Source organism: Kitasatospora sp. NPDC023176, from assembly GCF_055560495.1.
Genome location: NZ_JBVHIP010000038.1, coordinates 16322 through 28348 on the forward strand (window position 1 = coordinate 16322; position 12027 = coordinate 28348).

Below are 12027 nucleotides of genomic sequence, written 5' to 3' on the forward strand. Positions count from 1 at the left end.
GGGGCAGAGTGAGCAACGGGGGGCGCGTTTCGCGTGCGCCCGTTCCTCGTCCGCCACCGGATTCGCGCCTGGGGGTCGCCCGATGTCCGTGCCACGCCGCCGTCGCCGCCTGCCCGACGAGGTGCGCTCCGCGGCCGTCCGGGCGGTGCTCTGCCTGGCCTTCACCCTGGTGGGCGTGGTGGTCGCGACGCTGGCCTCGTACGCGGGGAGTTGGCTGATGACGCCCGCGCTGATGGCGATGGGGCTCGGGGTGTTCGGCACCATGTGGTGCCTGCTGGAGATCCTGATCTCCCGCCAGGTCGCCGCCCAGCGGATGCGCGGGCCGAACTCCGCCTCCCCGATGGCGGGCAGCCGGGCCGCCCCCGAGCCGCTGGCCGCCCGGCCGTTCCCCCGGACCGGCGGGACCGCGCAGCAACACCCGCAGCAACACCCGCGGCAACACCCGCAACAGCCGCCGCACCAGCGCCGGTTGGCCGACCGCTAGGACGGGCCTGACACGCCTCAGGGCACCACCCGGTAGTGGGTGGTGAGCCGGGCCTCGTCGTCCAGGACGTGGAAGGCGAGCATCGGCGGATGGTCGAAGGTGATGCCGCGCCCGCCCTCGCAGGGCAGCGTGACCGTGGAGACCACGCCGGGCGCGACCAGCACCGGCAGGCCGGCGAAGGTGGTCGCGGCGGCGGTGTGGGAGTGGCCGCAGAGCAGTGCGGCCACCCGGGGGTGGCGGCGCAGCACCTGCGCCAGGCGGGCCTCGCCGAACTGGCGGATCCGGTCGACGCTCGGGACGTGCAGTTCGACCGGCGGGTGGTGGAAGGCCACCAGGGCGGGCAACTCCTGTCGGCCGGACGAGAGTTGGCCATCCAGCCAGTCGAGGGTGGCGTCCGCCAGCAGACCGTCGTGCTGCTCGGGTATCGAGGAGTCGAGCATCAGCACGTCGGCGCCGGGCAGCCGGTGCGACCGGTTGACCGGATCCGTCGACGGCTGCTCGCCGAGCAGCACCTGCCGGTAGGGCGCCCGGATGTCGTGGTTGCCGGGGCAGGTGAGCACCGGGTGCCGCGAGTTCAGCACCTCGGCGACCTGCTCGTACTCCTCGGGCAGGCCGTGGTCGGCGAGGTCGCCGGTGACCAGCACCGCGTCCAGCGGGCCGGGCAGGGCGTCGAGGTACGCCATCACCTGCTCGGCCCGCCGCCGGGCCCGCTTGCCGGCGTCCCGGCGGTGGACCTGGCCGAGGTGGATGTCACTGAGGTGCGCGATCGTCAGCATGGCGATCACGCTAGCCAGTTCACGGCTGGGCGGGAACCTCCGCGGGGCGCTTGAACATCCGGGTGGCGGTGATCTCGCCGTGGATGGTCGGGCCGTCCGGGTCCTGCGGGGCGGGCAGGCCGGGGCGCAGGTGCTCCTCCACCGAGATGTACTTGAGGCCGGCCCGCAGGTCGGCGTCGTTGCGCAGCCGGATCACCAGCGGGAACTCGGCGAGCGCGGTGGTGTCGAACAGGCCGGTGGTGTAGATCAGCTGGACGCCGAGCGCGTCCGCCACCGCACGCTGGAGCTCCAGCAGGTAGGTGGCGTTGGCGCGGCCGATCGGGTTGTCGAGGAACAGCGTGCCGGCGTGCCGCAGTTGGGACTGGCCGCGGTCGTTGGCGCGCAGCGCGGCCATCGTGCAGTAGAGCGCGATGGCGGCGGTGAGCAGCTGGCCGCCGGAGAAGACGTCGGACATCTGGCCGACGCTCACCCGCTCGGCGCGCAGCACCGCGTCGGGCTTGAGGATCTCCACGCTGACGCCCTTGGGGCCGATCGCGGCGGCGACGCCGCGCAGCAGCAGTGACATGCCGTCCCGGCGCAGGTCGCTGTTCTTCCTGACGGCGGCGCGGGTGGCCTCGTCGATGACCTCGCCGAGGCGTTCGACCAGGGTGGCGTGGTCCGGGTCCTCGAAGCGGATCCGCAGGAACTCCTGGCCGGACCACTCCCCGAGGCCCTCGGGCAGCCGGGACAGCCGCTGGGCGGCGCGCAGGGTGGTGAGCGAGGACTCGACCAGTCCGCGCAGCCGGTCCACGATCGAGCCGCGGTTCTTCTCCAGCTGGGTCAGCTCGTCGGTGAGCACCCGCAGCCGGGGGGCGAAGGCGGCGGCCCAGGCGGCGGCGTGCTCGGGCAGCGCGGAGGCGGGCAGTTCGCGGATCTGCTGGCGGGCGGGGGTGCGGACGGCCTCGTAGCGGGCGGCGTTGGCGTGCCGGACCAGCGCGTCGGAGGCGTCGCGGACGGCGAGTTCGGCGGAGGACAGCTCGCCGGCGGCCGTGCGCAGGGCGCGGCGGGCGTCGGTGGAGGCGTTGCGGGCCTCGGGCAGCGAGCCGAGGTAGGGCTCGACCGGCTGGGCGTCGTCCTCCAGCTCCCGCAGGCCGTCGCGGAGCTGGCCGGCGAGTTCGTCGAAGTCGGCGGCGGCGGACTGGGCGGTGTCGAAGGTGCGCTGGAGGTCGGCGTGCGCGGTGCGGGCGGCGTCCACGGCCTCACGGCACTCGGCGAGCCGGCTGGTGGCGGTGCGCAGCAGGGTCTGGGCGTGCTCGGGGTCGGTGGGGACGAGCTCCTCGGGCAGCTCGGTGTGCGCCTCGCCGTCGGCGGGGGCGGAGCGTTCGGCCTCGCCGCGCAGCCGGCCGAGCTGTTCGCTGGCGGCGGCCGAGCGGGCCTCGATGGTGGCGACCAGTTCCTCGGCGCGGGCGGCGGCGGCCTGGCGGGCCGGGCCGTCGGCGCCGTCGGGGCTGCCGAGGAGTTCCTCGGCGCGGGTGCGGACCTTGTTGGTGAGGCGGTCGAGTTCGGTCGCGGCGGCGGCCTCGTCGCCCTCGGCGCGGGCCTGTTCGGCGCGCAGGTCGGCTCCGACGCCGACCTTCTCGTACAGCTGGGAGGCGGCCCGGTAGGCCTCGCGCAGGGCGGGCAGCGCGGCGGGGGCGCTCTGCTCGGCGGGCTCGTCGGCCTGCTCGGCGGCGGGGATCTCGGCGCGTTCGGCGCGCAGCGCGCGGACGGTGCGGCGGGCGTCGTCGGCGGCGCGCTGGGCGGCGCGGCGGTCCTCGTCGCAGGTGCGGGCGCGTTCGGCGCAGACGGCCTGGCGGCGGTCGCACTCGGTGGCGTCCTCGGCGAGTTCGCGCTGGCGGCGGGCCCAGTTGGCGCGTTCGCGCAGCCGGAAGGCGAGGCCGGAGAGGGCGTCGGCGCGGCGGCGGGCGCGCTGGGCGTTCTCGCGGTGCTCCTCGTGGGCGGAGGCGGCGGCGGCGTGGTCGGTCTCGGCCTCGTCGTGGTCGGCGCGCAGGGTGGCCAGGGCGGCGGCGGCCTGCTCGGCGTGCTCGCGGGCGGCCTCGGCGGCGGCAGCGAGTTCGGCGAGGGTGCCGGGCGGGCAGCTGGCGTGCCAGGAGGCGAGCCGGGCGGCGAGGGCGCGGTCGGCGCCGAGGCGGCCGGCGAGTTCGCGGATGTGCTCCTCGCGGGCGGCGGCGCGGGCGCGCAGTTCGCGGCGCTCGCCGTCGGCGGCGGACTCGTCGTGCATGGCCGGGTTGGGCGGCACCAGGAAGAAGGCGGGCTCGTCGGTGATCGGGGCGATCAGTGAGGCGGCGGCGCCGACGGCGACGGTGGAGCGCGGCAGCAGGGCGGCGGCCTGGAGGGCCTCGCGGGCGCGCTCCAGCGAGGCCGGGTCGGTGACGACCACGCCGTCGACCAGTTCGGGCCGGGCGGCGAGGATCGCCTCGTGGTCGGTCGGGTCGACGGACTGGGCGAGGTAGCGCCAGCCGGGGAGGGCGGGGATGCCGTGCTCGGCGAGGTACTCGACGGTGGCCAGCACGTCGGGGCCGGGCGGCAGCAGGCCGCCGTCGCCGAGTGCGGCGAGGATGCGGGAGTCGTCGGCGGCGGCGGTGCGCAGGTCGAACAGGGTGCGTTCGGCGGTGGCGATGGCCTCGTCGAGGAGTTCGCGCAGGTACTCGGCGTTGCGGTCGAGCACGGTGGGGGTGAGGAAGCCGGCGTCCTCCTCCGCGTCGTCCTGGTAGGGGGTGAGGGAGAGCAGGTCGGCGAGCCGCTGCTCGGTGGCAAGCAGGGCGGCGGTGCGCTGCTCGGCGGCCAGCGCGCGGGCGGCGTCCTTGCGGGCGTCGCCGGCGCGTTCGGCGGCGAGTTCGGCGCGGGAGGTGGCGGCGGCGGCCTCGCGCAGCCGGGCGGCGCAGGCCTCGGCGGCGGTGCGGGCCTGGGCGAGGGCCGCGGCGGCGGCCTTCTCGACGTCGGCGGCGTGCAGGGCGGCGCGGGCCGGGTCCACGTCGCCGTCGGAGTCGATGAAGCCGGCCTCGACGGCGGCATCGGTCTCCTGCTCGACCTCGGCGAGGCGCTGGCGCAGGTGTTCGGCCTCGCTGCGGGCCTTCTGGGCGGCGGTGGCGGCCTCGGTGGCGGCGGACTGCGCCTTGCCGCCGTCCTCCTGGAGCTCGCTCGCGCGCTGCTCCTCGGTGTCGGCGCGGGTCTCGGCGGCCGCGGCGGCGGCTTCCAGGGCACGGGCGAGCGCGGTGGCGGCGAGGGCGCGGGCGGCGAGCGCGGGGGCGGCGTCGAGTTCGGCCTCGCGGATGGCGGCGGCGACCCGAGCGACCCGGTCGGCGGCGGCGCGCTGGCGCAGGACGGCCTCGGCGGCCTGCCAGGCGGAGTGCAGGGTGCGGGCGTCGATGAGTTCGCGGCGCAGTGCGGCGGCCTCGGTGGTGGCCGCGGCGAGGCTCAGGGTGGCGTGCCGGTGGGTGAGTTCGTCGGCGATCAGGCTGTGCCGGGTGCGGTCGGACTCGGCGGCGGTGACGGCGCCCGCGGCGGCGGCGACCTCGATGGCGAGGTCCTGGGCGCGGTCGCGCTCGGCGGCGGCGCGGGAGGTGAGGGCGTGGGCGAGACGGCGGGCGCGGCGCTCGGCGGTGCGGTGGGCCTCGCGGACGGTCTCGCGGGCGGTGGTGGACTCGACGATGCGTTCCAGCAGGTCGAGCGAGCCGGCGGTGAAGTCGCGTTCGGCGGTGAGTTCGGCGCGCAGGCCGAGCTTGGCGGCGAAGCCGTGGACGAGGTCGGCCAGGCCGTCGGTGTCCCGGGTGTCGGTGACGGCGCGCAGCAGCAGGTCGGTGAAGTCCTTGTCCTGCTTGACCGCGAAGAGGCCGGCCGCCTCGCCCTCGTCGGCGTTCATCTCGCGCTGGTAGCGGAAGAGTTCGGGGTCGAGGCCGAGTTCGCCGAGGTGTTCGGTCCAGCGGTCGTGGCCGTCCTCGAAGACCAGGTCGAGGTGGGGGTGGGCCTTGCCGGCCTCGGTGAGGGCGTCGCGGAAGCCCTTCATGGTGCGGCGGCGGCCGCGGGCCTTCTGGTCGCCGACCAGGCTGACCCGTTCGGCGACCGGCAGTGAGTCGAGGGTGAGTCCGGGGCCGGGACGGAAGGAGTACCAGGTCTCGGCGAACTTGCGCGGGTCGGAGGAGACCTGGCGGCCGCGCCACTCGCTGGCCTTGCCGACCACGATCAGTTCGCCGGTGACGGTGTGCTGCCACTCCAGGGCGACGTGGCCGCAGTCGTCGGCGAGCAGGAACTTGCGCAGCACGCCGGAGCTGGCGCCGCCGAGGGTGTTGCGGTGGCCGGGGAGCATCACCGAGAAGATCAGCTTGAGCAGGACGGACTTGCCGCCGCCGTTCTCCAGGAAGAGCACGCCGGCCGGGGCGGGGCGGCGGACCGGGCCGTCGGTCTCCTCGCCGAACAGGCCGATCTGCTGCGGGGCCGGGTCGGCGACGGGCTCGCCGACGCCGCGCAGGTCGAGCACCGTGTCGGCGTAGCGGGCGCCGGCCGGTCCGATCGAGTAGAGGCGGACCCGGTTGAGCTCGTACATGTGCGGCGGTTCTCCGTGCTGTCTACGTGAGTCGGACGGGTGTCAGAGCGAGTGGAACGGCAGGCCGGCGTCGGCGACCAGCTCGTCGCCGGTGTCCGGCGGCAGCAGGCTGGCGGTGCCGTCGGAGACCGGGACGACGCCGAGGTCGAGCAGTTCCGCCATCGCCGCGCTGTCGGCCAGGTCGCGGACCTGGAGCTGGTAGCGGGCGGTGGTGCGGTAGGTGCCGCCGGAGTCGTCGGAGACCTTCTGCAGGAAGCCGGAGTCGACCAGGAACATGACGGCCTTGGCGACGATGCCGATGGTGGAGCCGGAGAGCCGGCGGGCGTCCTTGGTGGCGCCGGTGGCGGTGCGCCGGGCCCAGACCCGCCAGGCGGCCTCCAGGCCGGGGGCGTCCGAGGCCGGGTCGGTGTTGGCGCCCTCGGTGTCGGCCTGTTCTTCCAGGCGGCGGCAGGCCTGGCGGACGAAGGAGTCGACGCCGTTGACGGTGATCCGGCCGAGGTAGCCGTCGTCGGCGAGGTCCTCGGGGCGAGGGAAGGCCATCGCGGCGACGGCGAGGTGGGCCAGTCCGTGCAGGAAGCGGTCGGTGCTCTCGGAGGCGGCGCGGCGCGAGTAGTCGCCCATCCGGACGGCGAACAGCGACTCCTCGGCGGCGGCGACGGCCATGCCGGCCCGCGGCGAGACCTCCAGGACGACCAGGCCCATGCCGGTGGCGATGGCGTCGGCGAGGCGGGCGAACGGCGGGTCCTCGCGGTGGCGGCGGACGAGTTCGGCGTACTCGACGTCGCGGGCGGGGAGCAGCTTGGCCTGGAGGCCGAAGGAGACCAGCCGGGCGGCGTCGGCGACGTCGGCCGGGGTGATCGGCGCGGGGGCCGCGGGTTCGGTCTCGGCCGCCCAGGACGTGTCGTGGTGGGTCGTCACGGGCGGTGCTCCTCGGGGGTGGCGCGGTGGTTTCGGTTCGTCAACGTGGGTGCCTGGAAAGTCACTGCCCGGCCGGTCAGCCGGCGTCCTTGCGGTCGGCGGCCATGCCGACCGCGTCGAGCAGGGCGCTGCCGACGATCAGGTCGGCGCCGCCGAACTCCCGGTCGTGCAGCGGGGTGCCGTCGTCCACGGCGAACAGCAGCCGCTCCTCGCCCTGGCGGTAGGCGGTGCCGACCGGCGGGCTGGCCGCGTGCACGGCCAGCAGGGCGACCAGGTACGGGAGTTCCGGGTCCTGCCGGCGGGCGTCGGCGAGCAGGCCGGAGAGCCGGCGGGGGGCGTCCGGGGGCAGGTCGAGCAGTTCCTGGGCCGCCTCCAGCTGGGCTTCGGAGAAGCGGCTGTCGTCCGGGGTGGCGACGAGGTCCGGGTCGGGGAGTTCGGCGCCGAGGTGTTCGCGCTCGACCGGCGGGGTGAGCAGCAGGTCGACCAGGTCGGCGACGCGGACCGAGACGGGCGTGCGCAGGCCGGCGCCGCGGGCGAAGAAGGCGCCGGTGGGGCGGACGGCCTGCTCTATCGGCAGCCGCAGCACGGGGGCGAGGAGCTGGCCGTAGAGGTCGATGCCGCTGCGGGCGCCGGGGGTGGCGAAGGCCTGGCGGTCCTGCTCGGCGCGGAACAGCGGGCCGGCCTCCAGCAGCCGGGTCTGCAGCTTCGTGTGGCGTCGGATGCAGTCCTTGACGATGTCGAGGAGCTCGGCGGCGCGGCGCTTGTGCTCCGCCCCTTCGGGAGTGTTTGGCTCGGCCTCGTCGCGGGCCTTGCGGATGTTGGTGAGAATCGCGTTCTCGTGCCGGTAGCGGTCGGCGATGTGGTCCAGCGCCTCGTCGATGAGGTCCGGGACGGCCTTCATCCAGTCGACCGCGCGGACGTTGCGGCGGGTGGCGTCGAGGGCGCGGCGCAGCGTCTCGGCGTACTGGACGGTGCGGTAGCGGGCCTGCTCGGCGGCGAGCTGGGCGTCGGCCAGGCGGCCGCGGCGGATCAGCACCTCCAGCTTGACCTCGGCGGCGATCTGGGCCGAGGTGACGTCGGTGTCGAGCGCGCCGACCAGGACGTTGACGGCCTCGTCGGTGGTGCGCAGGTAGACGCCGCCGTCGGGGCCGGGGACCTCCTCGATCAGCTTGAAGTCGTAGTCGCGGCGGACGTACTCGCCGTCGGCGCCGAAGGTGCCGTAGACGGCGCGGAAGCCGCGGTCCACGCTGCCGACGTTGATCAGCGACTCCAGCACCCAGCGGGCGACCCGCTCGTGCTCGGGGGCCGGCCGGTGCGGGGCCTGGGCGGCGACCCGGGGCAGCATCCGGGCGAGCACTATGTCGCGGTCGGCCCCGGTGTCGAAGTCCATGTGCAGGGTGACCAGGTCGATCGCGGCGAGGCCGACCTCGGCCATCGCGTAGCCGCCGTACTCACCGGCCAGGTTGACCTTGCGGTTGTCCAGGTCGTGCAGCGGGGCGGTGCAGGCCAGCGCCTTGAGCCGACGGGCCAGGCCTTCGTCGGCGGCGGGGCCGGGCGCGGGCCGCTGGGCGGGCACGGCGGCGCCGGCGGCCGGGCGGAGGCCGGGCTCGGTGGGCGGGTCAGCGATGGCGGTCACGGTGGACAAGATTAGAGGTTCGCACCGACATCGACCGAAACGGACCTTGCGGACGGGCCGGACGGCAGGCCGGGGGGCGTGTCGGGGGTGGTTCCGGAACGCGGTTTCGACGGGATCGCGCCATTCCCGAACCGGTATTCGAGAAAACCGTGAGCGCGGCGCGTCCGACCGGTGATGATCGTCCCATGATCACCCGACTGGCCAAAGCAGGCTTCGCCGCCGCGCTGTCCGTGACCATCCTCAGCACCGGTGCCGCCGCCACGGCCGCGCCGACCGGCACGTCCGACGTCTCGGCGCAGCATGTGACGGTCTCGCTGAACGGCTACCTCCCGAGCACCGCCCCACCCGGCCCGGGCCAGATGTCGGTCAGCTGGACCTCGGCCGGCACGGCCGATCTCACCGGGCCGACCCACATCACCCTGGACCTGCCGCAGGGGCTCACCACCGACGGCGCGATGTTCTACTCCACGCCGTACGACTACACCTTCACCGAGTCCGTCTCGCCGGACGGCCGCCACCTGGACGCGGTGCTGGTCGGCACCCGGCGGGCCGGGTTCCACGAGTTCATGAAGCTGAAGGTGTACGGCGACCCGACCAAGGCCTCCGGCCAGCTGGTCGCGACGATCGGCAACCCGAACGACACCGACCCGACCGGCCACGTCGCGGTCCTGCCGCTGCCCGGCAACGCCCCGGTGCCCGTCGTCCCGGGCACCCCGTCGGTGGCCGCACTGGACACCGCCACCGGCCCGGGCGCGGGCGGGACCGCGGTGACCGTCAGCGGCGGCAACCTGTCCCACGGCATGGTGCTGGTCGGCGGCGTGCCGGCGCCGGGCAGCTGCACCGACACCGCCTGCACGGTGACCACTCCCGGCGGCACGGGCAGCGCCCCGGTCAGCGTGGTGACCCCGGGCGGCACGACCGCGGCACCGGTCACCTTCGACTACACCGGCGACCCGCCGCCGGCGCCGCCCACGCCGGCGGTCTCGTACCTCGGCCCGGCCGGCGGACCGGTGGCCGGCGGCACCCAGGTCGCGATCGCGGGCACCGATCTGACGTACGGGACGGTGTCGTTCGGCGGGGTGCCGGCCGACCGCTTCTCCTGCGGCCCGAAGTTCTGCACGGCCTACGCGCCGACGGGTGCCGCGCCCGGGCCGGTGGACGTCACGGTCACCACGGCGGGCGGCACCAGCGCGCCGGTGACGTACACGTACGCCGCGTAGCCACTGCTCCACGGACGCCCGGGTGCCGCTCAGGTGCCCGGGCATCGGTGCGTCCGGGGATCTCGCCTCAACGACGAAGGATGTTGAACGCGTTCAAATCAAGGCCTAGAGTCGGTTCCGCGCAGCCGGGACAAGGCCCGCCTGCACATTCGGCATGCGCGCGCCCGGCGTGCGCGGGAGGTGTGCAAGATGGACGACGACCCTGCGGTCACCCTGCGGAAGGTCCGGCGCCGGCTCCGGTTCTTCCTGGTCTGCCTGGTGCTGAGCGGCCTGACCGCCTTCCCGCTGGAGACCGAGACGCGCTGGCTGGCCGAGTTCGCCGCCGGCCCGGCCGCCCCGCTGGCCGACCACTTCCCGGCCGTCACGGCCTGGTTCGAACGGGTCCACACCGGCATCGCCGAGACCAACCGGAACTACCCCTTCCTCGCGTACGGCACCGACTGGCTGGCCTTCGCCCACCTGGTGATCGGCGCCGCCTTCTGGGGGCCGCTCAAGGACCCGGTCCGCAACGTCTGGGTGATCCGCTGGGCGGTGCTCGCCTGCGGCGCGGTGATCCCGCTGGCACTGATCTGCGGGCCGCTGCGCGGGATTCCGCTGGCCTGGCGATTCATCGACATGTCGTTCGGTGTCTTCGGCGTCATTCCGCTGCTGATCGTGCTGCGGGCGCTGCGTCCGCTGGAACGTTCCTTCCAGGAACGGCTTGCCGCGAACTGAGTCGGTGCTGCACGGCGCCGCCCCAGGGCGCGGGCGCGAAGGCCGCGCGCCGGTGGGCCCGTGGGCCCTCCGGGTCACGGACAACGGGCTTCATCCCCAGGCCCTACCATCTGGCTCAACAGCTGCTGGGAGGCGGACGGGCGTGGCCGATGCGGTGATCGATCTCAATGCGGACCTCGGCGAGGGGTTCGGGCGCTGGACCCTGACCGACGACGAGGCCCTGCTGTCGGTGGTGACCAGCGCGAACGTCGCCTGCGGCTTCCACGCCGGGGACCCGTCGACGATGCGCCGGGTCTGCGCACTGGCCGCCGAACGCGGCGTGCGGATCGGCGCCCAGGTCTCCTACCGCGACCTCGCAGGCTTCGGCCGCCGCGCGATGGACGTCCCGCCGGAGGAACTCGCCGACGAGATCGCCTACCAGATCGGCGCCCTCCAGGTCTTCGCCCGCGCCGCCGGCTCCCGGGTCGCCTACGTCAAACCGCACGGCGCCCTCTACAACCGGGTGGTCACCGACTCCGAGCAGGCCGAGGCCGTGGTGGCCGGCGTGCTGCGGGCGGGCGCGGTCTGCGACGGGCCGCTGCCCGTCCTCGGACTGCCCGGCTCCCGGCTGCTCGCCGTCGCCGAGGGCGTCGGACTACCGGTGGTCACCGAGGCCTTCGCCGACCGCGCGTACACCTGGGCCGGCACCCTCGTCCCGCGCCGCGAGCCCGACGCGGTGGTGACCGACCCCGGGTCGGTGATCACCCGCGCCGTCGGCATCGCCCGGGACGGCACCGTGGAGGCCGTCGGCGGCGACCAGATCACCGTCGAGGCCCGCTCGCTCTGCGTCCACGGCGACACCCCCGGCGCCGCCCAGCTCGCCTGGCGGATCCGCGGCGCCCTCGCCTCGGCCGGCGTCCGGGTCGAGGCCTTCGCGTGACCGACGGCCCGATGCGCACGGGCCCCGTCGGATCGGTACGGCGGGTGGGCGAGCGGGCGCTGCTGGTCGAGCTGCCGGGCCCGGCCGAGGTCGCCGCGCTGTACGGGTGGCTGCGCGAGCGGCAGGCCGCCGGAGAGCTCGGCCAGGTCGACGAGGTCGTCCCCGCCGCCCGCACCGTACTGCTGGACGGCGTCGCGGACGTCCCCGCGCTGGCGGCGCTGCTGCGCACCGCCCGTCCGCTGGCGGCCACGGTCGCCGGCGGGCCGCTGGTGGACGTCCCGACCGTGTACGACGGCGCCGACCTGGCGGAGGTCGCCGCGCTGTGGGGCGTCTCCGCGGAGGCCGCCGTACGGATCCACACCGAGCCCGAGTACGTGGTCGCCTTCTGCGGCTTCGCACCCGGCTTCGGCTACCTCACCGGACTGCCGCCGCGGTACGAGGTGCCGCGCCGGGCCACCCCGCGCAGCGCCGTCCCGGCCGGCTCGGTCGCCCTGGCCGGCCGGTACACCGGCGTCTACCCGAGCCCCTCCCCCGGCGGCTGGCAGCTGATCGGGCGGACGGCGCTGGCCCTCTGGGACCCGGCCCGCGAACCGGCGGCGCTGCTGGCACCGGGGGTGCGGGTCCGGTTCACCGCGGAACGGGCGTAGGCGCGCTGCCGCGGATCCGGCTTCCTTGACCGGACCGCCACAGGGGCAGGCGGAATTGAGCGACCTGCAGGCGGTCCGGCCCGGGCCGCTGACCACCGTCCGTCTCGGCCACCATCCGTCCCGACCACCGA

General features: G+C 75.3%; 9 protein-coding genes. 5 read left to right on the top strand and 4 right to left on the bottom strand.

All coding sequences use genetic code 11. From position 1 onward, the window contains the following. The first annotated feature begins 82 nt into the window (after nucleotides 1-82). Nucleotides 83-484 carry a hypothetical protein gene (locus ACZ3YL_RS35060; protein WP_465661410.1) on the top strand — a complete coding sequence of 134 codons (402 nt, stop codon included), beginning with the start codon at nucleotides 83-85 and terminating at the stop codon, nucleotides 482-484. 17 nt (nucleotides 485-501) lie between these two features. Here the strand turns inward: ACZ3YL_RS35060 and ACZ3YL_RS35065 are convergent, their stop codons facing one another. The 4 genes from ACZ3YL_RS35065 to ACZ3YL_RS35080 form a co-directional block, all read right to left on the bottom strand. Further along, nucleotides 502-1260 (bottom strand): metallophosphoesterase, encoded by a 759-nt coding sequence (locus ACZ3YL_RS35065; RefSeq protein WP_188305340.1) that lies wholly within the window; start codon nucleotides 1258-1260, stop codon nucleotides 502-504. A 19-nt stretch (nucleotides 1261-1279) separates the two neighbouring features. Continuing rightward, on the bottom strand, nucleotides 1280-5842 hold the full coding sequence (locus ACZ3YL_RS35070) for a hypothetical protein (protein ID WP_465661412.1): 4563 nt from the start codon (nucleotides 5840-5842) through the stop codon (nucleotides 1280-1282). 42 nt (nucleotides 5843-5884) lie between these two features. Continuing rightward, nucleotides 5885-6760 carry a hypothetical protein gene (locus ACZ3YL_RS35075; protein ID WP_465661414.1) on the bottom strand — a complete coding sequence of 292 codons (876 nt, stop codon included), beginning with the start codon at nucleotides 6758-6760 and terminating at the stop codon, nucleotides 5885-5887. 76 nt (nucleotides 6761-6836) lie between these two features. After that, nucleotides 6837-8396: a hypothetical protein gene (locus ACZ3YL_RS35080; protein WP_465661416.1), complete on the bottom strand. Its 1560-nt coding sequence runs from the start codon at nucleotides 8394-8396 to the stop codon at nucleotides 6837-6839. Nucleotides 8397-8581: 185 nt separating this feature from the next. Between ACZ3YL_RS35080 and ACZ3YL_RS35085 the strand changes: the two genes are divergently transcribed. The 4 genes from ACZ3YL_RS35085 to pxpB all read left to right on the top strand — a co-directional run bounded on the left by ACZ3YL_RS35085 (nucleotide 8582) and on the right by pxpB (nucleotide 11896). Beyond that, the gene (locus tag ACZ3YL_RS35085; protein ID WP_465661418.1) at nucleotides 8582-9616 is read left to right on the top strand and encodes an IPT/TIG domain-containing protein; all 1035 of its coding nucleotides are present in this window, start codon (nucleotides 8582-8584) and stop codon (nucleotides 9614-9616) included. 189 nt (nucleotides 9617-9805) lie between these two features. Next, complete coding sequence (locus tag ACZ3YL_RS35090) at nucleotides 9806-10330, top strand: hypothetical protein (protein ID WP_188305473.1); 525 nt, start codon at nucleotides 9806-9808, stop codon at nucleotides 10328-10330. A gap of 142 nt (nucleotides 10331-10472) precedes the next feature. After that, nucleotides 10473-11249: a LamB/YcsF family protein gene (locus ACZ3YL_RS35095; RefSeq protein ID WP_317621117.1), complete on the top strand. Its 777-nt coding sequence runs from the start codon at nucleotides 10473-10475 to the stop codon at nucleotides 11247-11249. 11 nt (nucleotides 11250-11260) lie between these two features. Next, nucleotides 11261-11896, top strand: coding sequence for a 5-oxoprolinase subunit PxpB (pxpB, locus tag ACZ3YL_RS35100; protein WP_465661420.1), 636 nt, complete (start codon nucleotides 11261-11263; stop codon nucleotides 11894-11896). The last annotated feature ends 131 nt before the right edge of the window (nucleotides 11897-12027 follow it).